Annotated in this window: 19 protein-coding genes; 9 read left to right on the top strand and 10 right to left on the bottom strand. The window is 72.0% G+C overall.

Annotated features, from left to right (window positions below; genetic code table 11):
* The first annotated feature begins 46 nt into the window (after nucleotides 1-46).
* A complete protein-coding gene (locus tag ABEB12_RS17155; protein ID WP_185059423.1) occupies nucleotides 47-1462 on the top strand; it encodes an amino acid permease in 1416 nt (471 codons plus the stop codon).
* On the opposite strand, the gene ABEB12_RS17150 is transcribed toward ABEB12_RS17155, so the two are convergent.
* Both ABEB12_RS17150 and ABEB12_RS17145 read right to left on the bottom strand, forming a co-directional pair.
* Nucleotides 1455-2378: a cyclase family protein gene (locus tag ABEB12_RS17150; protein WP_185059424.1), complete on the bottom strand. Its 924-nt coding sequence runs from the start codon at nucleotides 2376-2378 to the stop codon at nucleotides 1455-1457. The two genes, ABEB12_RS17155 and ABEB12_RS17150, sit on opposite strands and share 8 nt — an antisense overlap.
* Nucleotides 2379-2948: 570 nt before the next feature.
* Nucleotides 2949-3335: an SCO5389 family protein gene (locus ABEB12_RS17145; protein ID WP_185059425.1), complete on the bottom strand. Its 387-nt coding sequence runs from the start codon at nucleotides 3333-3335 to the stop codon at nucleotides 2949-2951.
* Between the two features lie 427 nt (nucleotides 3336-3762).
* Here ABEB12_RS17145 and ABEB12_RS17140 point away from each other — a divergent pair, with 427 nt between their 5' ends.
* Genes ABEB12_RS17140 through ABEB12_RS17125 form a run of 4 tightly spaced genes read left to right on the top strand, consistent with a single transcriptional unit; the run spans nucleotide 3763 to nucleotide 8466 of the window.
* Nucleotides 3763-4695: an ornithine cyclodeaminase gene (locus ABEB12_RS17140; protein ID WP_345702892.1), complete on the top strand. Its 933-nt coding sequence runs from the start codon at nucleotides 3763-3765 to the stop codon at nucleotides 4693-4695.
* On the top strand, nucleotides 4686-6005 hold the full coding sequence (locus tag ABEB12_RS17135; protein WP_185059427.1) for an alanine racemase: 1320 nt from the start codon (nucleotides 4686-4688) through the stop codon (nucleotides 6003-6005). Before ABEB12_RS17140 ends, ABEB12_RS17135 begins: the two co-directional genes overlap by 10 nt.
* Entirely contained in the window at nucleotides 6002-7072 is a 1071-nt protein-coding gene (locus ABEB12_RS17130; protein ID WP_185059428.1) for a pyridoxal-phosphate dependent enzyme, read from the top strand. Before ABEB12_RS17135 ends, ABEB12_RS17130 begins: the two co-directional genes overlap by 4 nt.
* Nucleotides 7069-8466: an MATE family efflux transporter gene (locus tag ABEB12_RS17125; protein WP_185059429.1), complete on the top strand. Its 1398-nt coding sequence runs from the start codon at nucleotides 7069-7071 to the stop codon at nucleotides 8464-8466. The genes ABEB12_RS17130 and ABEB12_RS17125 overlap by 4 nt, the downstream gene beginning before the upstream one ends.
* A gap of 76 nt (nucleotides 8467-8542) precedes the next feature.
* Here ABEB12_RS17125 and sodN read toward each other — a convergent pair whose 3' ends face one another.
* Nucleotides 8543-8953 (bottom strand): superoxide dismutase, Ni, encoded by a 411-nt coding sequence (gene sodN, locus ABEB12_RS17120; RefSeq protein ID WP_185059430.1) that lies wholly within the window; start codon nucleotides 8951-8953, stop codon nucleotides 8543-8545.
* A gap of 87 nt (nucleotides 8954-9040) precedes the next feature.
* Between sodN and ABEB12_RS17115 the strand changes: the two genes are divergently transcribed.
* Nucleotides 9041-9355 carry a S24/S26 family peptidase gene (locus ABEB12_RS17115; protein WP_345702891.1) on the top strand — a complete coding sequence of 105 codons (315 nt, stop codon included), beginning with the start codon at nucleotides 9041-9043 and terminating at the stop codon, nucleotides 9353-9355.
* A gap of 45 nt (nucleotides 9356-9400) precedes the next feature.
* Nucleotides 9401-9931 carry a hypothetical protein gene (locus tag ABEB12_RS17110; RefSeq protein WP_185059432.1) on the top strand — a complete coding sequence of 177 codons (531 nt, stop codon included), beginning with the start codon at nucleotides 9401-9403 and terminating at the stop codon, nucleotides 9929-9931.
* Nucleotides 9932-9933: 2 nt separating this feature from the next.
* Here ABEB12_RS17110 and ABEB12_RS17105 read toward each other — a convergent pair whose 3' ends face one another.
* The gene (locus tag ABEB12_RS17105) at nucleotides 9934-10503 is read right to left on the bottom strand and encodes a dTDP-4-dehydrorhamnose 3,5-epimerase family protein (RefSeq protein WP_185059433.1); all 570 of its coding nucleotides are present in this window, start codon (nucleotides 10501-10503) and stop codon (nucleotides 9934-9936) included.
* Between the two features lie 226 nt (nucleotides 10504-10729).
* Between ABEB12_RS17105 and ABEB12_RS17100 the strand changes: the two genes are divergently transcribed.
* A complete protein-coding gene (locus tag ABEB12_RS17100; protein ID WP_185061161.1) occupies nucleotides 10730-11902 on the top strand; it encodes a malic enzyme-like NAD(P)-binding protein in 1173 nt (390 codons plus the stop codon).
* Between the two features lie 258 nt (nucleotides 11903-12160).
* Here ABEB12_RS17100 and ABEB12_RS17095 read toward each other — a convergent pair whose 3' ends face one another.
* The 6 genes from ABEB12_RS17095 to ABEB12_RS17070 are packed head-to-tail and all read right to left on the bottom strand — an operon-like array spanning nucleotide 12161 to nucleotide 18357.
* Nucleotides 12161-13354: an ArgE/DapE family deacylase gene (locus ABEB12_RS17095; protein WP_185059434.1), complete on the bottom strand. Its 1194-nt coding sequence runs from the start codon at nucleotides 13352-13354 to the stop codon at nucleotides 12161-12163.
* Nucleotides 13351-14142 (bottom strand): ATP-binding cassette domain-containing protein, encoded by a 792-nt coding sequence (locus tag ABEB12_RS17090; RefSeq protein WP_185059435.1) that lies wholly within the window; start codon nucleotides 14140-14142, stop codon nucleotides 13351-13353. Before ABEB12_RS17090 ends, ABEB12_RS17095 begins: the two co-directional genes overlap by 4 nt.
* Nucleotides 14135-15088, bottom strand: coding sequence for an oligopeptide/dipeptide ABC transporter ATP-binding protein (locus ABEB12_RS17085; RefSeq protein ID WP_185059436.1), 954 nt, complete (start codon nucleotides 15086-15088; stop codon nucleotides 14135-14137). The genes ABEB12_RS17090 and ABEB12_RS17085 overlap by 8 nt, the downstream gene beginning before the upstream one ends.
* Nucleotides 15085-15891: an ABC transporter permease subunit gene (locus tag ABEB12_RS17080; protein WP_185059437.1), complete on the bottom strand. Its 807-nt coding sequence runs from the start codon at nucleotides 15889-15891 to the stop codon at nucleotides 15085-15087. The genes ABEB12_RS17085 and ABEB12_RS17080 overlap by 4 nt, the downstream gene beginning before the upstream one ends.
* Entirely contained in the window at nucleotides 15888-16832 is a 945-nt protein-coding gene (locus ABEB12_RS17075; protein ID WP_185059438.1) for an ABC transporter permease subunit, read from the bottom strand. The genes ABEB12_RS17080 and ABEB12_RS17075 overlap by 4 nt, the downstream gene beginning before the upstream one ends.
* A gap of 7 nt (nucleotides 16833-16839) precedes the next feature.
* Complete coding sequence (locus ABEB12_RS17070; RefSeq protein ID WP_185059439.1) at nucleotides 16840-18357, bottom strand: ABC transporter substrate-binding protein; 1518 nt, start codon at nucleotides 18355-18357, stop codon at nucleotides 16840-16842.
* Nucleotides 18358-18957: 600 nt separating this feature from the next.
* On the opposite strand from ABEB12_RS17070, the gene ABEB12_RS17065 reads away from it, so the two are divergent.
* A complete protein-coding gene (locus ABEB12_RS17065; RefSeq protein WP_345702890.1) occupies nucleotides 18958-22752 on the top strand; it encodes an EAL domain-containing protein in 3795 nt (1264 codons plus the stop codon).
* The last annotated feature ends 38 nt before the right edge of the window (nucleotides 22753-22790 follow it).

Below are 22790 nucleotides of genomic sequence, written 5' to 3'. Positions count from 1 at the left end.
TCTTCAATCTTCTTTCGAAGAATCCCCTTCGGAGGGAGGCGACGACGTGGTTGCTGAGGAGAGCGGTTCGCCCCGCCGGCTGCACCGGGGCCTGCTGGTGCTGGGCACGCTGTTGATCACTTTGTCGGCGATCACGCCGGCTTCGTCGGTCTTCATCATCGCCCCGGGGGTGATGGCCACCGCCGGCACCGGCGCGGTGGCCAGCTTCCTGGCCGCCGGGGTGGTGGGGATCTTCATGGCGTTCGTCTATGCCGAGCTCTCCTCGGCCTTCCCGCTGACCGGCGGCGAGTACGCCATCGTCGGCCGCACCCTGGGCCGGCTGCCCGGGTTCATGATCATGATTCTGATCGGCTTCACCAACCTGCTCATCCTGGCGGTGATCGCGCTGGGCGTGGGCATCTACCTGGGCGTGGTCTTCCCCGGGCTGCCGGCCGCACCGGTGGCGGCGGTGACCTGCCTGCTGGCCGCCGCGTTCGCCGTACTGGACATCAAGTTCAACGCCGTGCTCACCGGCATCTTTTTGGCCATCGAGATGCTGGCACTGGCCGCCGTGTGCGTGCTGGGGTTCGGGAATGCGCACCGGTCGGTCGGCGAGCTGCTCACCGCGCCGGTGGTGGCGGGCACCGGCGGCGGCCTGAGCCCCGCCAGCCTGGGCGTGATCGTCACCGCCACGGCCGTCGCGATCTTCGCCTACAACGGCTACGGCGGCGCGGTGTACTTCGGCGAGGAGACCGAGAACGCCAGCCGCAACATCGCCCGGGCCATCCTGTGGGCGCTGGGCATCACCGTGGCGGTGGAGCTGATCCCGGTGACTGCGGTGCTGGTCGGCGCGCCGGACCTGGGCGAGCTGTTCGGCGCGCCCAACATGATGGCGCACTTCCTGGACTCGGTGGGCGGGCCGACGCTGAGCACGCTGGTCAGCCTGGGCATCGCGGTGGCCATCGTCAACGCGGTGCTGGCCATCCTGCTGATGGTGGCCCGGATGCTGTTCAGCTCCGGCCGCGACCAGGCCTGGCCGGCGCCGATGAGCGCCGGGCTGCGCGCGCTGCACCCCCGGTTCGGCACCCCGTGGGTGGCCACCCTGGTCGCCGGGGCGATCGCCGCCGCCGTCTGCTTCCTGGACGAGAAGCTGCTGCTGGTGCTCACCGGGACCGCACTGGTGGTGGTCTACTTCGTGCTCTGCGTGGCGGCGCTGAACGGCCGGCGCACCGGCAGCACCGCCCACGGGTCCTACCGGATGCCGCTGTTCCCGCTGCCGCCCCTGCTGGCCATGGCCGCGCTGGCCTACGTCGGCTACGTGAGTGCCACCGACCCGGAGATCGGCCGGCCCAGCCTGATCGTCACGGCGGTGGTGCTGGTGGTGGCGGCCGCGTACTACCTGCTGTGGGTGCGCCGGCGGGGCGGCTGGGTGATGCGCGACGGCTCATCGGACGAGTCGACGAGCCGGGCGACGACTACTTGAGGGCCAGGGCGTTCGCCGGCGAGCCGATGCCGCCGGGCGCATTCAGCGGTGCCGCCGTGACCAGGCACTCGTGCACCCCGGTCTCGGCGCAGTCGGCGGCCAGGCCGGCCAGCCACCACAGCTCGCCGATGGCCAGGCCGAGCTGGCCGATCAGCACGTGGTGCAGGAAGCCGAACGGCCACGCCTCGGCGGTGTCCTCCGGCGGCCACACCTCCAGAGCCGGGTTGTCCCCGGCGACCGCGCTCAGCTGGCTGTCCCACAGGTAGGCGGCGATCTCCGGGGTGTGCTCGACGCCCACCGCGGTGAGCGTCTCCCGGTTGGCCATGCGCCGCCGGGTGGCCCGGTCCTGCTCGGCGTACCAGGTCAGGAACCCGGTGTGCAGCAGCAGGATGTCCCCGGGCCGGTAGGTGATCCCGGCGGCCTCGCGGGCCCGTTCCAGGTCGGCCACGGTGAGCGCGGTGCTGGTGCCCGGGTGGTAGCCGCTGGGCGCGGTCGCCGCGATGTCCAGCAGCACGCCCCGGCCGGCGATGCCCCGCGCGCCCCAGTGCTCGATCGTGTTGCGCCGGCCGGTCTTGATCTCTTCGGTGGTCGCGCCGTTGTAGAACTCGCCGGGGCGGAAGGCCACGTGCCCGAGCGAGTCCCACTGGCTGGTGGCCTGCGGGTAGAAGTTGTCGTGCACGTCGTCCATGGTCCGGCCGGGCGTGGTCTCCAGGGTGGTGCGCCGGTCGGCACCCCGGTTGAACATGGCCGGCGTGATCAGGTCCAGCGGCGCGTTCAGCGAGAACAGCGCCCCGCGCCGGACCAGCCCGGCCGCCGCCGCTATCCGCTCCGGCGTCTGCCGGTTGACCGTGCCCAGGCAGTCCCCGGCGCCGAACACCCCCCAGGCCGACCGCGCGCCCCCGTCAACCTCCGGCAACTCGTGATACCTCGGCGTGTCCATCAGCACGGGCTGGCTGATCGGAGGCAACTGACTGTCTGGAAGGCGATCGTCATGGCGTGCCACGTCAAGATTCTCTACGACAATGCACCGCGCGGCCACGTCGAGATCGCCGCGAACAACGATCACCTCCGCCACGGGCGCCTTGACGCCCCGGCAGGCCTCTAGCTCTGCGTGGACATACGCAACGGCGGCTAATCGGAAATCACTTGTTGTGACAGTTGGGATGAAAGTGACGAATGGGATGTGCGCCAAGTCTGTCGAGACGTCGGGGGCGTTCCGTGGTTTGCGCCGGGAACGAAGACCGCGCCGAGTTCACCCTGAGAGACGTTCGATCTTGGAAAAAGGTCTCTGGCGATGAACTCGGCGTGGACTCGGCCGGCGAACCTGGATTAGCCGGGCCACCGTCCCACCAGGCCGACCTCGTCGCGCTTCGCGGTTCACCGGACCAGCCACGCGATCAGTGGGCGAAGAGGCCCGTGGGCCGCTAGAAAGCAGCGCGCCCCCGGCGCGCTGTGGCGGCCGGGGGCGCGTGCGTCGAGTTCCGCGCTAGCAGTTGATGAGTTCGGGCTTCTGGTTCAGGACCTGGGCGCGGGGGGTGATGAAGTCGGCGTACTCCTCACCGGCGTCCAGTGCGAAGAAGCCCACCTTGCAGCAGTTCTGGAAGGCCATCCGCACGCCGAAGTGGCGCTCCACCGCGCCGCGCATCGCGTCGCTGCCCACCAGGCGGAACAGCTGGCCCCAGCTGGCCTCGTCCGGAGGCTCACTGTCGTTGAGCGCGACCCGCGCGCCGGGTTGGCCGATCTCGGCGCCGAGGCCGCTGACCACCGACCAGGCGTAGGGCAGTGAGTTCTGGATGCACTCGATGAAGTCGCTGTCCGAGATCGGCCCTTCCTGAGCGCGGGCGAGCAGGTCGGCTGGAACCTTGAGTGACACCGTGATCCTCCCCGAGAGTGAGTAAAACTCCGAACTCAACACGCTACGTATCCCGTTGGGGCCGGGATAGACCCGTACAGGGGACTTCGATCAGATTCAAATATTCGCATATGTGCGGCCAAGATTGACTGCTAAGAGGTCTGGTCAAATCACAAAAGTGCATCTAGGGTGAGAGCCGCGCGCTGTATATGTGCGTGTCTTGGGCGCGATGACGCGCCCGCTCACCAGGTAGTTAGTAACAGTCGAGGGAATCCTGCGCGGTTTTGACGTCGTCTGATGGGGGTCGTATGCGCACATCACGATGCAATTAACGACGGCCTGTCGTAAAAACCGGTGGTTGAGTTCCCGGGCAATGAACAATGTGAGGTAGGTCAGCAGAATGATTCAGCCCGAGCTATATGTCTTCACGCGCGGTGATCTGGCGGATTTGCGGATCAGTCCGGCCGAGGTGATCTCGGCGGTGCGCGACGGCTATCTGGCATTGGCGCGCGGCGAGTCCCGTTGCCCGACGAAACTGATGATGCCGTTGCCGAAGACCGAGCGGGACGCGGTTTCCTACTCGATGCTCGGCTACGACGCGGGTTGTGAGCACGTGGGGTTCAAGACCTCCTACCGCCAGGGCACCGACAACCCGGAGAAGTACTACACCGCGATCAGCCTCTACGACGACACCACCGGGCTGCCGTTCGCGCTGATGGACTGCCACCGGGTCGGCGCCTCCCGCACCCCGGCCACCACCGCGCTCATCGCCCAGGCCTGCGCCGCGCCCGACGCCCGTTCGGCGCTGCTCATCGGCACCGGCGCGCAGGCCCACAACACGTTGCCGTACCTGCTCACCGTGCTGCCGGGGCTGGAGCGGCTGATGCTGTTCGGCACCCACCCGGTGGGCATCCGGAACTGCCGGGACACCTTCCGCGAGCACTTCCCCGACCGCGAGCTGGAGCTGGTCGAGGATGTGCCGGCGGCGGTGGCCGACGCGGACGTGGCGGTCGTCGCCTCCGGCCGCGCCGCGCACCCGAAGGTTCAGCTGAGCTGGATGAAGCCCGGCGGACTGATGATCTCCGTGTCCAGCAAGGGGGTGGCCTCCTCGGCGCTGCGCGAGGCCGACTACGCCATCGCCACCAGCGAGGGACAGCTCGGCGTCACCGGCTCGCGGTTCGCCGCCGAGGACGGGACAGCGAGGATCGACGCCGAGTTCCCGGAGGTGCTGATCGGCCGCAAACCGGTGCGGCGGTCCGCCGACGACCGGGTGTTCGTGTTCTCCAGCGGCATGGTGATCACCGACATCCCGGTGGCGCACGCGCTGGCCACGAAGGCCATCGCGGCCGGCCGGGGGCAGCGGGTGCAACTGTGGAGCTGACCCAGGCACCACTCGCCCCCTCCCTGCCCGCCGTCGAACCGCCGTGGGCGCGCCGGGCCAGGGCCGACCCGGCGCTGCTCGCCGACATCGCGCACGCCGTCGGCGGCCCCTTCCACGTGCTCCACCCGGAACAGTTCGCGCGGCGGTTGCGGGCCTTCAACGCCGCACTGGCCGGCGCCGGCGTCACCGGCCAGGTGTTCTACGGAAAGAAGGCCAACCGGTCGGCCTGTTGGCTGGCCGGCTGCGTGGCCGAGGGGGCCGGGGTGGACGTGGCCAGCGTGCCGGAGCTGGTGGATGCGCTGGCCGGCGGCGTGCGCGGGGAGGACCTGGTGGTCACCGGCGCGGCCAAGGCCACGGAGCTGCTCTGGCTGGCCGCCCGGCACGGCGCCCTGGTCGCGGTGGACGCGCTGGACGAGCTGGAGCGGATCGTCGCGCTGGCCCGCTCGGCCGGCCCGCCGCGGGTGCTGCTGCGGGTGCTCCCGGAGACGACCGACCCGCACAGCCGGTTCGGGCTGAGCGAGGACGAACTGGACCGGGCGCTGGAGCGCTGCGCGGCGGCGCCCGGGATACGGATGGAGGGGTTCTCGTTCCACCTCGGCGGGTACCGGGTGGCGCCGAGGGCGGCGCTGGCCGCACGCCTGGTGGACCGGTGCGTGGCTGCCCGGGCGCGGGGCATGGCCGCGACCTCGATCTCGATCGGTGGCGGCTTCGCGGTCAGCTACGTGGACGCCTCGGACTGGGCGCGGTTCCAGCGGGACTACCGGGACGACTGGTTCCACGCCGGGAAGCGGTTCACCGGTTTCTATCCTTATCACCAGTCGCCGACCGGCGCGGACATGCTTTCGGAAATTCTCGCCGAGGTCGGCCCGGCATTTGTGCGCACCGGAACCCGGATGCTGTTGGAACCGGGCCGCGCGTTGCTGGACGGCGCCGGGTTCACGGTGTTTCCGGTGCAGGGCTACAAAGCACGCAACGGGTACGGAATCGTCACGGTGGCCGGACTGAGCGCGAGTGTCTCCGAGCAGTGGAAGGGCAGTGAGTTCCTGCCCGAGCCCGTGTTGTGGCCGGCGGGAAACGGCGATCCGGTCATTGCCTGCGTCGGCGGTTCCAGTTGCCTGGAATACGACATGCTCAGCTGGCGGAAAATACCCTTCCCGCGCCCGCCGAAACACGGTGACCTGCTGGTATATCCGAATACCGCCGGATACCAGATGGACAAGAACGAGACCCGGTTCCACCAGCTCCCGCTGCCGGCGCGGGTGGAGCTCACGGAGTCCGGGAACGGGTTTCGCTGGCGGTACGGGTCATGAGGCGTACCCACCGGCCGGAGAACATCGTCACCCGGGCGACCGACCTGATCGGCCACACGCCGCTGTTCGAGCTGTGCACGACCGAGACCGGCAGCCGGTTGTTGCTCAAGCTGGAGCAGTTCAACCCGACCGGCTCGGCCAAGGTCCGGATGGCCGAGCGGATGATCACCAACGCCGAGCTGGGCGGCCAGCTGCGGCCCGGCGGGCACATCGTGGAACCCACCTCCGGGAACACCGGGCTCGGGCTGGCCCTGGTGGCCATCGAGCGGGGCTACCGGTTCACGGCGGTGGTGGATCACCACGCCAGCGTGGACAAGCTGCGCGCGATGACCGCGCTCGGCGCCGAGCTGCTCTACGTGGGCGGTGACGCCGCCGGCATCCCGCGCACCATGGAGCGGCGCCGGGTGGCCGGCGAGATCGCCCGGCGGGAGGGCGCGTTCTGGCCCGACCAGCACAACAACCCGGGCAACCGGGACAGCTACCGCCAACTGGCGCACGAGCTGCTCGGCGACATCTTCGGCGACGTGGACTACCTGGTCTCGCCGGTGGGCACCGGCGGCTCGCTGTGCGGCACCGCCCGGGAACTGCGCCGGCTGGGTTCGTCGGTGCGGGCGATCGGGGTGGAGCCGGACGGGTCGGTCATCTTCGGTGGGCCGGGCGGCGCGTACCTGCAGACCGGCAGTGGCAGCCCGGAGGGGTTCCCCGTGGGCAGCAACGTGGACCGGTCGGTGATCGACGAGGGAGTGCGGGTGGGGGACGCCGCCGCGTTCGCCGCCGCCCGGGCGGTCACCCGGCGCACCGGGTTGCTGATCGGCGGCTCCACCGGGGCCGCGGTGCACGTCGCGCTGCACCGGCTGGCGTCGCTGCCGGCCGGCAGCACGGTGGTCACCCTGGTCTGCGACGCCGGCGAGAAGTACCTGGACACCGTGTTCAACGACGACTGGCTGCGGGAGAAGGGCCTGCTCGACCCGGCGGCCGAGGCGGCGGTGGTCGCGCTGCTCGACCGCTACCGGGGCGTCCCGCGCTCGGACCGCGAACCGCGCTCCCGAACGGAGTTCCTGGTATGAGCCGGTTTCCCGGGGCGCGGCAGCTGCTCGCGCTGTCCTGGCCGATCGCCGGCATCCAGTTGGCCCAGGTCGCGCTGACCACGACCGACCTGGTGATGATGGGCTGGCTGAGCGTCGGCGCGATCGCCGCCGGGGGACTGGCGATCACGCTGTACAACCAGCTGCGCACCATGTGCGTGGGCGTGGTCACCGCCGTCTCCAACCTGGTCGCCGGTGCGGCCGGCCGGGGCGAGGCCCGCTCCGGCGGGGTCCAGCTGGACCGGCGGGCCGTCGAGGAGGTGCGCCAGGTCGGCCGGGCGGCGTTCGCGGTGGCCACGCTGGTCGGGCTGCTCGGCGGGTTGGTGCTGGTCGGGCTGGGTTACGCGCTGGCCTGGTTCGGCCAGGACGCCGAGGTGCTCGCGTTGGCCCGGCCGATGATGCTGGCGCTGGCCCCCGGCCTGTTGCCGATGCTCTGGCTGAACGTGCTGCGCCAGTTCGCGGTGGGCCTGCGCCGGCCCGGCTCGCTGCTCGGGGTCACCATCGGGTCCATCGGGTTGAACGCCGCGCTGGACGGCGGGTTCGCCTACGGCTGGTTCGGTTTCCCGGTGCTCGGGCTGACCGGGATCGGGCTGGCCACCACGCTGGTGCAGCTGGTCAACTGCCTGGCGTTCTGGGCGATCCTGCGCCGGGACGAGCAGTTGGCGCCGCTGCTCTCGGTGCGGGGGTGGCGGGCCGACGCGGCGACGGTCCGGGAGGTCGTCCGGCTGGGGGTGCCGATCAGCCTGACCTACGGCTCGGAGGCCGGGATCACCTCGGTGGCCACGCTGATGATGGGCGGCTTCGGCCCGGCCGCGCTGGCCGCGCACAACGTGGTGAACCAGCTCGCCTACATCGTCTACCAGCTCAACATCGGCCTCTCCCAGGGTTCGTCGATCCTGGTCAGCCGGGCGGTCGGGCAGGGGAGGCGGGCCGAGGCCGGCCGGATCGCGCGCACCGCACTGGGCCTGGGCGCGGCCGCGATGGCGGTGTTCGGGGTGATCTACCTGGTGCTGCCCGGACCGGTGCTGCGGCTGTTCCTGGACGCCCCCGATGGCGCTGCCGAACCGGGGGTGTTGGCGCTGGCCGGCACGCTGCTGCTGTTCGGGATCGCACACCAGTTCCTGAAGGGCACGCAGAACATCGCGGTCGGGCTGCTGCGCGGGCTGGGCAACACCAAGGGCGGGTTCCGCGCCACGCTGGTCGGCTACTGGGCGGTGGGCACCCCGGCGATGTGGTTGTTCGGCTACGTGGCCGGCTGGCACGGACCGGGGGTCTGGCTCGGCCTGTGCGTCGGTTTCGGCGCCACCGCGGCGCTTCTCCTGCGCCGCTTCCGCGCCGACCTGCGCGCCGGGTCGGCGGTGCCGTCGCGGGCCTAGCGTCCCTGGAGACGAGAACGGCGCCGACCGGCGAGCTGTCGAGATCGCTGGTCGGCGCCGAACGCTGGGGCGAGGCTCAGGCGGCTTGCTTGGTTTCCCAGAAGATCTTGTCGATCTGGGCGATGTAGTCCAGCAGCTCCTGGCCGGTGGACGGGTCGTTCGAGCCCTTGGTGCCGGACGCCCCGGCGGCCTTGGTGGCCTTGTTGAACAGCTCGTGCAGCTCCGGGTACTTCTCGAAGTGCGGCGGCTTGAAGTAGTCGGTCCACAGCACCCACAGGTGGTGCTTGACCAGATCGGAGCGCTGCTCCTTGATCTCGATGGCGCGCGCCCGGAAGGCCGCGTCCTCGTTGGACTGGTACTTCTCCTGGATCGCCTTGACCGACTCTGCCTCGATCCGGGCTTGTGCTGGGTCGTACACGCCGCAGGGGAGGTCGCAGTGCGCGGTGGCCTCCAGCCGCGGACGGAGAACGCGAGACAGCAGTCCCATGCTTACTCCCTCGATCCGACTATGGTGATCGTTCCGACAGAAACGACCCTACTCCGCGCCCCTCCGGGTGGCTGGCTCCCGCACGGTGTGTGGCACGGTCGTGGCGTGCGGTGGAGGCGCGTTCTGGTGCGCGGACCTTCCATGTCGCCGACCCTGCGGGACGGGGACGTGGTGCTGGTCACGTTCGGCGCGGTAGCCCGTCCGGGTGACCTGGTGCTCGTCCGCTGGCCCGCGCGCCCGGGCCAGCTCTCGGTGAAGCGCGCCGTCGGCGAGAAGAACGGCGCCTGGGCGGTCCACAGCGACAACCCCTACGGCAGCACCGACTCCCGCGAGCTGGGCCCGGCCGAGGTGCTCGGCGTCGTCCGCGCCCGCCTCTGGCCGTCGCCCCGGCGGTTCCGGTAGCGGGCGAGTGCCGGGGCTTCGCGCCCGCGCAATAGCATCCTGGGCATGGTGAAGATCTGGAGCGTCGTCACGGTGCTGGCCGCCAGTGCGTTGTTGGCCGGGTGTGGTGGCGGGGGCTCGGCTTCGACGGAGGCTCCGGCCGCGCCCCGGGCCGCCCCGGAACTGACCAAGCCGTGCACGCTGCTGAGCAACGACACGGTGAGCAAGGTGTTCTCGATCAAGAAGATCGCCAGCGCGGAGAAGCCACCGGTCAACACCCCGAACGGCCGGGCCAACTACGTCTGCGAGTACCGCGCGCAGAACGGTCCGCTGGGCACGCTGCTGGTCACGGTGACCGACTCCACGGTCAGCCCGGCGCAGGTGGCGAAGGCCTGGCAGAAGCTGCCGGCCGCGCAGCCGGTCCCGGGGGTCGGTGACGCCGCGATCTACAGCGTGGACCAGGCCAAGCGGGTGGCCATGCTGGCCGCCGCGAAGCCGGCGCAGGGCAAGACCGTTGCGATGATCTTCACCGGTTCCCCGAAGATCACCCAGGAGATGCTTTCCACGTTGGTCAAGGAGGCCATCGGCTCGGTTTGAGCTCAGCCGGTCCAGCGGGGGAGCAGGCCGGCGGCCTCGGCCTCGGCCAGGGTCGGCGCGGCGGCGTCCCGGTCGGAGAGCACCGGGGTGAGGTCGGCCGGCCAGGGCAGGCCGAGCGCGGGGTCCAGCGCGGAAACGGTGCGCTCGATGGCCGGGGCGTACGGGGTGGAGCACAGGTAGCCGGCGACCGTGTCGTCCTCCAGCGCGCAGAAGGCGTGGCCGAGGCCCTCGGCCAGGTAGATCGCGCGGTACCCGGACGAGTCCAGCCGGACCGCCTCGTGGCGGCCGAACGTCGGCGAGCCGACCCGGATGTCCACCACCACGTCCAGCAGCGCCCCGCGCGGGCAGTACACGTACTTCGCCTGCCCGGGTGGCACGTCGGCGAAGTGGACACCCCGGATCACCCCGCGCCGGGACACGCTGTGGTTCGCCTGGGCCACCCGCAGCGGCTCGCCGACCGCCTCGGTGAACACCGCCTCCTGGTAGGGCGCCGCGAAATGGCCCCGGTCGTCGTCGAACCGGGTCGGCTCGAAGATCCACGCACCGGGGATGGACAAGGCTTTGCTCCGCACGGAGTGTGATTCTGGCGCACCGGGGCAGACACGGCGGCGTCGGAGATGTCACACTGTTCATCTACCTGACACCGAGCCCGTTCGGCCGCCGCGCGATCCCGCGGCCGGTTCGAGGGGCCTGTCGGGCACCGTTACAGCGCGATACCCCGCGGACCGGTGCACGGCCATACGAACTGCACCGGTATTTCAAGGGGACATTACTGTGACCATCGTGCCTGAGCGGATCATGCCGAACGAGACCGAACCGGCCCCTGGCCTGGACCTGGAGCTGGACGAGATCCTCACCGCCCACCACGGCGGCAAGCTGGACATCGCGGCCACCGTGCCGCTGGACGGCGCGCGCGATCTCTCCATCGCCTACAGCCCCGGGGTGGCCGAGGTCAGCCGGGTGATCGCCGAGGACGCCTCGCTCACCGCGCGGTACACCTGGTCGCAGCGACTGGTCGCGGTGGTCAGCGACGGGACCGCCGTGCTCGGCCTCGGCGACATCGGCCCGCGCGCCGCGCTGCCGGTCATGGAGGGCAAGTCGGCGCTGTTCAAGGCGTTCGGCGGGCTGAACTCCATCCCGCTGGTGCTGGACACCACCGATGTGGACGAGATCGTGGAGACGCTGGTCCGCCTGCGGCCCAGCTTCGGCGCGATCAACCTGGAGGACATCTCCGCGCCGCGCTGCTTCGAGCTGGAGCGGCGGCTGGTCGAGGAGCTGGACTGCCCGGTCTTCCACGACGACCAGCACGGCACCGCCATCGTGGTGCTGGCCGCGCTGCGCGGCGCCTCCGAGGTCATGCGGCGTTCGTTGCCGGAGCAGCGGGTGGTCATCACCGGTGCCGGCGCGTCCGGCGTGGCCTGCGCGAACATCCTGCAGGCGGCCGGTGTCCGGGACATCATCGTGATCGACTCGCGGGGCATCCTGGCCCCCGGGCGGGCCGGCATGAACTCGGTGAAGGCCGAGTTGGCCGAGCGCACCAACCCACGCCGGATCACCGGCGGCGTGGCCGACGCGCTGCCCGGCGCGGACGTGTTCATCGGGCTGTCCTGCGCCACGCTGCCGGAGGAACTGCTGGCCACCATGGCGCCGGAGCCGATGGTGTTCGCGCTGTCCAACCCGGACCCCGAGGTGCACCCGGAGATCGCCGCCCGCTACGCGCCGATCGTGGCCACCGGGCGCAGCGACTTCCCCAACCAGATCAACAACGTGCTGGCCTTCCCCGGCGTCTTCCGGGGCGCACTGGACGCCGGCGCCAAGCGGATCACCGAGAAGATGAAGCTGGCCGCCGCCGACGCCATCTTCGAGGTGGCGAAGGACGACCTGGCCGCCGACCGCATCGTCCCCAGCCCCTTCGACCCCCGCGTCGCCACCGCGGTCGCCGCCGCCGTCGCCCGCGCCGCCACCGACTGACCCCCCTCCTCCACCTGATTCAGTGCCTTCCGCACCCTGATTCAGTGCCTTCAGCAGGGTGATTCAGTCACTTCTGGCGCTTGGTTCAGTCACTTCAGCAGTTGCTCCGCGCCAGAAGTGACTGAATCACCCGCCGGAAACGACCGAATCACCCGCCAGAAGTGACTGAACCAAGGTGCGGAAGGCACTGAATCACGCGCCGGAAGGCACTGAATCAGGGTGCTGAAGGCACTGAATCAGGGTGCTGGAGGCACTGAATCAGGGTGCGGAAGGTGCTGGGGCGTGGAGGAAGTGGTGGGCGGCTTGGGCGTAGATGTGGGTGCAGCGGATCAGGTCGGTTAGTTCGACGTACTCGTCGGCCTGGTGGGCGATCCACTTTCCGCCGGGGCCGTAGACCACAGTGGGCATGCCGGCGTCCCGGGTGAGGATCGTGCCGTCGGTGGCGCCGGGGACGCCGCCGTAGCGGGGCGGTTCGCCGGTGACCCGTTCGTGCGCGCCGGCCAGCGCGACCACCAGGGGGTGGTCGTGTTCGATCTGCACGCAGGGGCGGTCGTCGATCACGGTGACCTCGGTGGTCACTCCGTCCGGTGCGCCGGCTTCCTCGGCCAGGGCTCGTACCGAGGCGACCAGGTCGGCGTGCGCCAGACCGGGGATGGTGCGCGCGTCGACGCACACGCGGGCCCGCGCGGGGATGACGTTGATCTGGTCGGTGGAGCCGGCTTGGGCGACCGTGGGGGTGAGGTAGACCTCGCCGAGGTGTGGATGCGCGGGATGCGAGGCCTGCAGCTTCCGCTCCAGTGAGGTCAGCGCGACCAGCAGCCGGCCGGCCGAGGACACCGGGTTGCGGCCGTGCCGGGGCATCGCGCCGTGGGCCATCGCACCGAGCAGATCGACCTGGATCCGCACCGCGCCCTTCGCGGTGGTGCAGATCTCGCCCTCCTCCGGCTCGCAGATGATCGCGCCGTCGATCTCGGCGGCCAGCGGGGTGGCCGCGAAGTGCTTGGCGCCGAGCATCATGCCTTCCTCGTCGACCAGCGCGCAGACCACGATCCGGCCGGGGAACGGCCCGGACAGCTGCATCGCCCGCGCGGCGTGCAGCATCGCGGCCACGCCGGACTTCATGTCCGCCGAGCCCCGGCCATAGAGCCGGCCGTCCCGGATCTCCCCGCCGTACGGGTCGACCGTCCACCGGTCCCGGTCGCCCTCGGTGACCACGTCGGTGTGCCCCTCGAAGGCCAGCGTCCGGCCGGGCCCGCCGCCGCCGTCCAGCACGGCGACCACGTTCGGGCGGCCGGGGGCCACCTCGGTGACCTCCGGTTGCCAGCCGAAGCCGCGCATGGTCGCCGCGACCAGTTCGGCGGCCGGCGCCTCGCCGGTCTCCTGCACGGTGCGCAGCCGGACCAGCTCCTGGGTCAGCTCGATGACGGCGTCATCGTCGATCTTGAAACTCACGTTCCTCCCAAAGCCTTCCGCAGATCGGGCACGGCGGCGACCAGCTCGCGGGTGTACGGGTGGGCCGGTTCGCCGGCCACCCGGGCGGCCGGGCCGACCTCCACCAGCTCGCCGCGCCGCATCACCCCGATGGTGTCGCAGCTGTGCCGGATCACCGAGAGGTCGTGCGAGACCATCACCAGGGTGAGCCCGTAGCCGGACACCAGGTCGTCGATCAGGTTCAGGATCTGCGCCCGCACCGACACGTCCAGCGCGCTCACCGGCTCGTCGGCCACCAGCACCGACGGCCGGGTGGACAGCGCGCGGGCCAGCGAGATGCGCTGCCGTTGCCCGCCGGAGAACTGGTGCGGGTACCGCCCGCCGGCCTCGGGTTCCAGGCCGACGTCCTCCAGCAGTTCGGTCACCAGCAGCCGGCGCAGGTCACGCGGCGCCCGGGCGCCGACCAGCGGCTCGGCGATGATGTCGTGCACCCGCATCCGGGGGTCCAGGGACCCCATCGGGTCCTGGAAGACCACGCCGAGGCGTCCCCTCGGCAGCCCCCGGCGGCCGACCGGGCGGCCCTCGAAGGCGATGGTTCCCGAGGTCGGCCGGTCCAGCCCGGACAGCAGCCGGATCAGCGTGGACTTCCCCGAACCGGACTCGCCGACCAGCCCGAACCGCTGCCCGGCGGCGATTTCCAGGGAAACCCCGCGCAGCGCGTCCACGGTGGGCGCCGGCTCGAACAACGACGCGCGCGGGCGGCGGTAGACCCGGTGCAGGTCGCGCACGGCGATCAGCGGCTCATCCATGCGAACCCACCGGGTGCCAGCAGGCGTAACCGCCGCCGTCCAGCCGTTCCCGCCACTCCGGCAGCACCGCGCACCGCGGGCTGGCCTTCGGGCAGCGGTTGCGGAACACGCAGCCGTCGGGGAACCGGCCGGCCGGCGGCACGGTGCCGGGGATGGTACGCAGCCGGCCCTCCGGGGTGCGCGCGGTCAGGTCGGAGGTCTCCAGCAGCCCCCGCGTGTAGGGGTGGCGGGGCCGGGTGAGCACTCCCCGGGACGGCCCGGACTCCACGATCCGCCCGCCGTACATCACCAGCACCCGGGCGCACACCCCGGCCACCACCGCGAGGTCGTGGGTCACCAGCAGGACCGCAGCATCGGCCGCGCGCAGAAGCTCCAGCATCTGGGCCTGCACGGTGACGTCCAGCGCGGTGGTGGGCTCGTCGGCCAGCAGCACCGACGGCCGGTTGGCCAGCGCGATGGCCAGCATCACCCGTTGCCGCTGGCCGCCGGAGAGCTGGTGCGGGTAGGCCCGGACCAGCCGCTCCGGCTCGGGCAGCTGGACCTTGGTGAACAGCTCGACGGCGGCCGACCGGGCCGCGCGCCGGTCCGGCCGGGTGCCGTGCAGCAGCATCACCTCGGCCACCTGCTCGCCCACCCGCATCACCGGGTTCAGCGCGGTCATCGGCTCCTGGAAGACCATCGTCGCCGTCTTGCCCCGCACGGCGGCCATGGCCCGTTCCGACGCGCCGACCAGGTCGTGGTCCACCCCGGCCAGCCGCACCGACCCGGTGGCTCGCACCCCGTCGGGGAGCAGCCCGAGCAGCGCGGCGGCGGTGAGCGACTTGCCCGACCCGGACTCGCCGATCAGCCCCACCCGCTCGCCCTCGGCCAGCTCGAACGACACGTCCTTCACCAGGGGGGTGGTGTCGGTACCCACCGACAGCCCGCGCACTTCCAGGAGACTCATCGCGCATCCGCCAACCGGGGGTCCAGCCGGTCGCGCAGCCCGTCGCCCAGCAGGTTGAAGCCGAGCACCGCGATGCCGATGGCCAGGCCGGGCCACAGGGCCAGCGCCGGATGGGCGTACAGCACCTGCTGCGACTCCTGCAGCATCCGCCCCCAGGTCGGCGTGGGCGGGCGGGTGCCGAAGCCGAGGAACGAAAGCGCCGCCTCGGCCAGCACCGCGATGGCGAACGACACCGAGGCCTGCACCAACAACAGGCCGCCGATGTTGGGCAGCACGTGCCGGCCGGCGATGGCCGGCGGGTGCCGGTTGGCGGCCCGGGCGGCGAGCACGTACTCGGTGCTCATCACCCGCAGCGTGCCGGCCCGGGCGATCCGGGCGAACGAGGGCACCGTGGCGATCCCGATGGCGATCATCGCGGTGAGCGTGCTCGCCCCGTAGACCGCGCCGAACATCACCGCCAGCAGCAGCGCCGGGAACGCCAGCAGCAGGTCGTTCACGCGCATCAGGATGCCGCCCAACCAGCCCGGCAGCATGCCGGCCAGGATGCCCAGCGGGGTGCCGAGCACCGCGGCGATGCCCACCGCGACCACCCCGACGAACAGCGTGGTGCGCGCGCCGACCAGCAGCTGGCTGGCCACGTCCCGGCCGAACACGTCGGTGCCCAGCCAGTGCGCCGCGCCCGGCCCGGTGAGCCGGGCGGTGGGATCGACCAGCAGCGGGTCGTAGGGGGTCCACAGGAACGACAACACGGCGGCCGCCACCACCAGCCCCACCAGCACCGCCCCCACCCGCAAGTTCGTCATGGCGCCCGCAGCCGGGGATCCAGCAGCGTGTACGCCACGTCCACCAGGAAGTTCACCACCAGCACCGCCAGCACCAGCACGATCACCACGCCCTGCACCAGCAGCAGGTCCCGGTTGGCCACGCCGTCCAGCAGCAGGCTGCCCAGGCCCGGGATGACGAACACCCGCTCGATCACCACCGCGCCGATGAGCAGCGTGGCCAGCTGCAGGCCGAGCACGGTGACCACCGGGATGGCCGCGTTGCGCAGCCCGTGCCGGACCAGCGCGCGCACCGGGGTGAGGCCCTTGGCCCGGGCGGTCCGCAGGTAGTCCTCCCGCATCACGTCCAGCACGGCGGTGCGCACGTACCGGGTCAGCACCGCCGCCTGCACCAGGCCCAGCGAGAGCGCCGGCAGCACCAACTGGCGGAGGAAGGCGACCGGGTCCTCGGCCGGCGGGGTCCAGCCACCCGAGGGGAACCAGCCCAGCCACACGGCGAACACGGTGACCAGCCCGATGCCGGCCAGGAAGCTGGGCACCGCCACGCCCAGCTGGCTCAGCCCGGAGATCAGGGTGCCGCCGGGTCGTCGATGCCAGAGCGCCGCGGCGATGCCCAGCGGCACCGCCGCGCACACCGCGACCAGCATCCCGGCCGTCACCAGCCAGCCGGTGACCAGGAACCGGTCCAGGATCTGCGGGCCGATGTCGGTGTGCGTGATGTAGGAGCGGCCGAAGTCCCCGGTCAGCAGCCCGGTCGCCCAGTCCAGGTAGCGCACGTCCAGCGGCCGGTCCAGGCCGAACTCGGCGTGCAGCGCCGCCACCGCCTGGTCGGTCGCGTTCACCCCCAGCGCCACCCGGGCCGGGTCCCCGGGCAGCACGGTCATGAACCCGAACACGGCGAGGGTCGCGACCAGCAGGCTGGCCGCGAACAGCGCCGTCAGACCGAGCAGCTTGAGGACCACGGCTCGCCTAAGGAGTCCGGGATAAGGCGGTCAGGTCCAGGGACTCGCCGATCCGGTTGTGGGGCAGCCCGGCCACGTCCTTGCGCGCGACGATCAGGTTGGGCAGCAGGAACAGCCAGTCGGCCGCCGCGTCCTCGGCGATCAGCCGGCCCACCCGGCGCAGCCCGGCCGACTGCTGGTCGGCCGGGCCGGTCTCCGACTCGGCGAGCAGTTTGCGCACCTCCGGGTTGTCGTAGCGCCAGTAGTAGTTCGGGTTGCCGAAGGTGCGGATGTCCCGGGGCTCCACGTGGGCCACGATCGACAGGTCGTAGTCGGCGTTCCGGAACACCTCTTCCAGCCAGCGCGCGGGGAACTCCAGCGGCTCGATCCGGGCGTCCACCCCCACCGCGCGCAGCTGCGACTGCACCACCTGCGCGGCCGCCACCGCGTAGGGCAGGTTGGCGATGCGCAGGCGCAGCGCGGGGTTGGGCTGGCCGGCCTGGGCGAGAAGTGCGCGCGCCGCCGCCGGGTCGAACGGGGTGACGTCGGGCAGCCGCTCGAACCAGGGGTCGGTGGGCGGCACCATGGTGTCGATCAGTGCGCCCCGGCCGGCCCATGCGGTGTCCAGCACCGCCTTGTGGTCGATGGCCATGGCGATGGCTTTCCGGACGCGTACGTCGCTGGTCGGGTGGCCCGGGGCGTTGTTCATCGCCAGGGTCACCTCGCCGTTGGTGGTGCCCTCGATGATCTGGAACCGGTCGTCCCGCTGGAACTGGGCCAGCGACTCCGGCGCCTGCACCGTGCCGATCACGTCCAGCCCGCCGGTGAGCAGGGCGTTGGTCGCGGCGGTCGCGTCCTTGAAGTACCTCAGCGTGACGGTCCTGATCGCCGGTTTTGGACCCCAGTAGTCGTCGCGGGCGGTCAGGGTGAGCGCGTCGCCCCGGCGGAACTCGGCCACCCGGTACGGGCCGGTGCCCACCGGGCGGTTGGCCAGGTCGGCCACCCCGGTCCGGGAGAACATGGCGCCGATCCGGGTGGTCATCCGGAACAGCCAGCTGTTGCTCGGCTGGTTGAGCGTGACCCGCACCCGGTCCGGCGCCAGCACGTCCACCGCCTCGACGGCGCTCATGCCGTCCTTCAGGGAGATCGTCCAGGCCGGCGAGCGGACCCGGTCGATGCTGAACTTCACGTCCTCGGCGGTGAACGGCGCTTTGTCGCTGAAGGTGACGCCTCGGCGCAGCGCGAACTCGTAGGTGCGGCCGTCCGGGCTGGTGGTCCAGGACTCGGCCAGCGCGGGGACGACCTGCCCGGTGGCCTGGTCCAGCCGGACCAGGCCCTGGTACACGTTGTCCAGCAGCGCCTCCGGGATAGCGGCGCCGTCGGTGCGGGTGAAGTCCAGGTTGGCCGGTTCCGCGAACAGCCCGATGGTCATCGTGTCGCGGCCCGCCGGGGCGCGCGAGGTGGAACCCGCCGAGCAGCCGGTGATCACGATCAGTAGCGCACCGGCGGCCAGCGCGGTGACGGTCCGGGAAAACGATCGCCGCATCTGCCGATCTTCCCCCGAGTACCGCGCGCTGTCATCCGCTCGCGGGTGACGGACCGTCAACATCACGTGCGCCTTCCGGGGGAGAAGATGGGGAATTACTCGTCCAGTGGTGCGAGTGGGACTGTCGGGGCGAAATGGACGTGACGCCGGTGATGCCGCGGAAACTCGACCGGGCAACGGTGCGCCTGGTGAAGGGCCTTTCTCGGTCCTTTCGGCGTGTCGCACTTGCCGTGTCGTTACCCGGCCTCGACCGGCATGATTACGGAGGGTAGCCTCCTGGACCAGGCTCACCAGGGCAAATCTGAACGCCCTCACAGCAAGTAACACACCGTTACGGTGAACCCGTGCTTCCGGCTGATCGGCTTTCCCCTACATGAGTGAATGACCCGGATCGTCAGCAACAATTGCTCGTTGACCGTGGTGACAACAACACGCCGTGCTCAGGTGTGGGTATCAATCGTGAGGGGTAACCGAGTGGCTGACCTCGAACAGAGGCTCGATCCCCGGCGCGGGACCGAGTTGGACGATCGAGGCAGGGCCTTCGGACGGGGGGCAGTGGGAACCGTGACGGGTGCGCGTGTGGGGGCCGGGAAGTTCGCCATGCCGAGTCAGCTCACCGACTCCCGCCCCAACCCGGTGGCGGAGGTGCCGCCCGACTCGGACGAGGAACTGACCGGCTTCATCGCCCCGGTGACCGACTCCCCGGCGCGCCCCGCCAAGCCGGCCGCGAAGGCCGGCCCGGCCAAACCGGTCAAGCCGGCCGGACTGCTCGAGTCGCTGGCCCTGCCCACCGCCCCCACCCTGCTCTGCGACGGCGCCGACCGGGTGCTGCGGGTGAACGCCGCGCTCCTGCGCATGGCCGGCCGGGACCCGCGCCAGCCGACCGCCGACGACGGCCTCATCGGCCAGCCCCTGGGCAAGCTGCTGGCCGGGCCGGACACCGACGCCCGCCTGGTCCGCCCGGACGGCGCGCTGGCCCGGGTGCGCGTGGTGCGCTGGGCGCTGCCCGACCTGGGACCCGGCGCTCCGGGCACCGGTCCGCTGGCCGGCATCCGCGCGGTCATGCTGATCGACCTCACCGACGTGCCGCAGTCGGTCACCAACCGGGACGACACCTCCCGGCAGATCGCCGAGCTGCAGCGGCTGGCCCGGGTGGGCAGCTGGAGCTACGACCTGCGCACCGGCGCGCTGCACCGCACCCCCGCGCTGATCGAGCTGTACCGCGAGCTGAACATCGTCCCGGACGGCCGCCCCGGCGGCTCCATCGAGCTGGAGCAGGTGGCGCTGCTCTGCGCCACGCTGCGGGACGCGGCGCAGCGTGAGCAGCAGCCGGAGAACCCCGACGAGCACCACATCGAGCACCGCACCGCGCCCAACGGCGGGCAGACCCTGTCCTGCCGGGCCAGCGTGGAGCGCAACGCCGAGGGCACGCCGATCCGGCTGGTCGGCACCGTGCAGGACGTCAGCGAGCGGCGGCAGGCCGAGCAGCGCATCGGCCGGGCCACCCAGCGCTACCTGGACCTGGTCTCCATCGCCCCGGTCGGCGTCGCGGTGTTCAACCGCACCGGCCACCTGGTGGACGCGAACGGCTCGCTGTGCACGCTGCTCGGCGTCTCCGGGGAGCGGCTGCGCGGGGTGTCCGCGCGCGAGCTGTCCCTGGACCCGACCGGCACCGGCGAGCTGGCCTTCCTGCGCCAGGTCCCGCCCGGCGCCCGCTACGGCTACCGGGTGCCGCAGTACGCGGTGCGCCGCGCGGACGGCACCTCGGTCTGGTGCGAGCTGTCGGTCACCGTTTCCATCGGCGACGACGGCCGGCCGTTCTGGCTGGTCGTGTTCACCGACATCTCCGCCCAGCGCCGCGCGGCCGACGTGCTGCGCCGGTCCGGCACCCATGACGACCTGACCCGGCTGCCCAACCGGTCCAGCGTGACCGCGACGGTCGGCCGGCTGCTGGCCGGCCCGGACCGGCACAAGCTGGCCGTTCTCTGCTGCGACCTCGACGACTTCAAGCGGGTGAACACCGCCCTCGGGCACGCCGCCGGCGACCAGGTGCTGGTCACCCTGGCCACCCGGCTGCAGCGCGAGCTGCCGGTCGGCTGCTCGCCGGCCCGGATGTCCGGTGACGAGTTCGTGGTGGTCTGCGACGACGTCTCGGCGGTCGGCGGGGTGAACCGGCTGGGCGAGACCGTGGCGGCGCTGCTGCGCGGCCCGGTCGAGGTGGACGGCCAGTCCATGCGGGTGTCCGCCGCCATCGGCGTGGCCACCCCGCAGGACGGCGACGGCCGGGGCGGCGTGGGCAGCGCGGAGGATCTGCTGCGCCTGGCCGACGCGGCGATGTACGACGCCAAGCGGCGCGGCGCCAACCAGCTCGGCTTCGTCACCGAGGACACCGCGACCAGCGCGCACCACCAGCTGCGCCTGGAGGACGAGCTGCGCGAGGCGATCGCGTGCGACCAGCTGGAGCTGCACTACCAGCCGGTGGTCGGGGCCGACGGCGCGATCCGCTCGGCCGAGGCGCTGGTCCGCTGGGTGCACCCGGAGCGCGGCATGCTCTACCCCGGCGAGTTCATCCCGGTGGCCGAGCGCGGCGGGCTGATGCACGAGCTGGACCAGTGGGTGCTGCGCACCGCCACCCGGGAGGCCGCCGCCTGGCCCGCGCACAACCGGCGCCCGGTGAGCGTGGCGCTGAACCTGGCCGGCCTGCTGCCCGGCGACGCCGACTTCCTGCCGGCGGTCCGCGCCGCGCTCGCGGAGAGCGGCCTGGCCGGTGACCGGCTGATCCTGGAGCTGGTGGAGACCAGCCTGGTCGCGCTGCCGCAGCGCACCCTGGCCGCGATGAGCGAGCTCTCCGGGCTGGGCGTGCGGTTCGCCGTGGACGACTTCGGCACGGGCTACTCGTCGCTGTCCCGGATCAAGGAGCTGCCGGCGCAGATCGTCAAGGTGGACCGCACCTTCGTGCGCAACATCAGCTCCGACCCGGCCGACTTCGCGGTGGCCCGCGCGGTGGTGCAGATGGCCGCCGCCATGGGCCGCTACTGCGTGGCCGAGGGTGTGGAGACGGCCGAGCAGTTCCACGCGCTGCGCGGCCTGGGCGTGGACGCCTACCAGGGCTGGCTGTTCGCCAAGGCGCAGGAGCCGACCGCGTTCCGGGAGATGCTGTCCGCCCCGCCGATGACCGTCCCGTCCGGTGAGCCCGCCTCGCCGCCCGACGGCCTGGCCACCCAGGCGCTGCGCACCGACGCCGCCCGCGCCAAGATGCGCCGCGCCGAAGCGGCCCGTAAGGCGGGGGAAGCCAAGGGCGGGAGTGCGAAGGACGAGGCCAAGGGGGCCGAGCCCTCGCGGGCGGACGCCGCCCCGACGACGGCGGTTCGCGGGGACGCCGCTCCGGCGACGCCGGGTCGCGCGGAGAGTGCCGCCGCTCGGGTGGATGCCGCCCCGACGACGACGGTTCGCGCCGAAGTGGGTCGCGCGGGGAACACCCGGGCCGATGCCGCCCCGGCGAAGGCGGTTCGCGGCGAAGCGGGTCGGGCGGAGAGCGGTCGGGTGGATGCCGCTCCGACGACGGCGGTTCGCGCCGAAGTGGGTCGGGCGGAGAGCGGTCGCGTGGATGCCGCTCCGACCATGGCGGTTCGCGCCGAGAAGGCGCGCGCGGAGAGTGCTGCCTCCCGGGTGGATGCCGCCCCGACGACGGCGGTCCGGGCCGAGAAGGGCCGGGCCGGGGCGCAGGCCGCCCCGGCGGTGGCGGCCCGCGCGGAGAACGCCCGTAACGAGAGCGGCCGGGCCGGGTCCGGCGGTGCCGAGCCGGCCCGGGCCCAGGCGGCCGGGACCGGTATTGCGCGGACCGAGACCGCCCGGGCCGAGCCGGCGCGGGTGGTGGCCCTCCGGACCGCGATCGACCGGGCCGAGGCAGGCCAGGTGGCGCCGGAGCGCCGCGCGGGCGGTGGCGGCAAGCGCCGGCGCCCGGAACCGGACGAGGCCACCCGCGTCGCGCCCGCCCGGACGGAGACCGGAGCGGCGCGGACCGAGGCCGTCCGGGCCGAACCGGGCCGAGTCGGTCCCAGCCGCGTCGAGCCGGGCCGTGGCGGGTCTGACCGGGGCGAGGGACGCCGGGCCGCCGCGGAACGGCCCGAACTCGGCCACCAGGGGAAGCGGCGGCGCCCGGAGACCGAGGGCGACCGGCCGCGCCGGGCGCAACCGGAGGACGTCACCAAGCCCCGCCACGCCAACCCCCTGGACACCCCGGCCGCGGCCGGCCCGGAGCAGCCGGGCAAGGGCGCCGACGGGGTACCGGAGCCGAAGCTCGACCGGTTCACCGAGCTCGAGGAGTGGCTGGCCAGCAGCATCGCCGAACTCAGCGATGACGAGTCGACGGACTTGCCCACCTCCAAGGACTGACCGGCAGAATTTCCCGGTGGTTCCCGGAAACTGTCGGT

It is taken from the genome of Actinospineispora eucalypti (genome assembly GCF_039543365.1).
In the GTDB taxonomy this organism is placed as follows: Bacteria; Actinomycetota; Actinomycetes; order Mycobacteriales; family Pseudonocardiaceae; genus Pseudonocardia; species Pseudonocardia eucalypti.
Note: the sequence above shows the minus strand (reverse complement) of the source record. Positions and strands in the feature narration are given on the sequence as shown.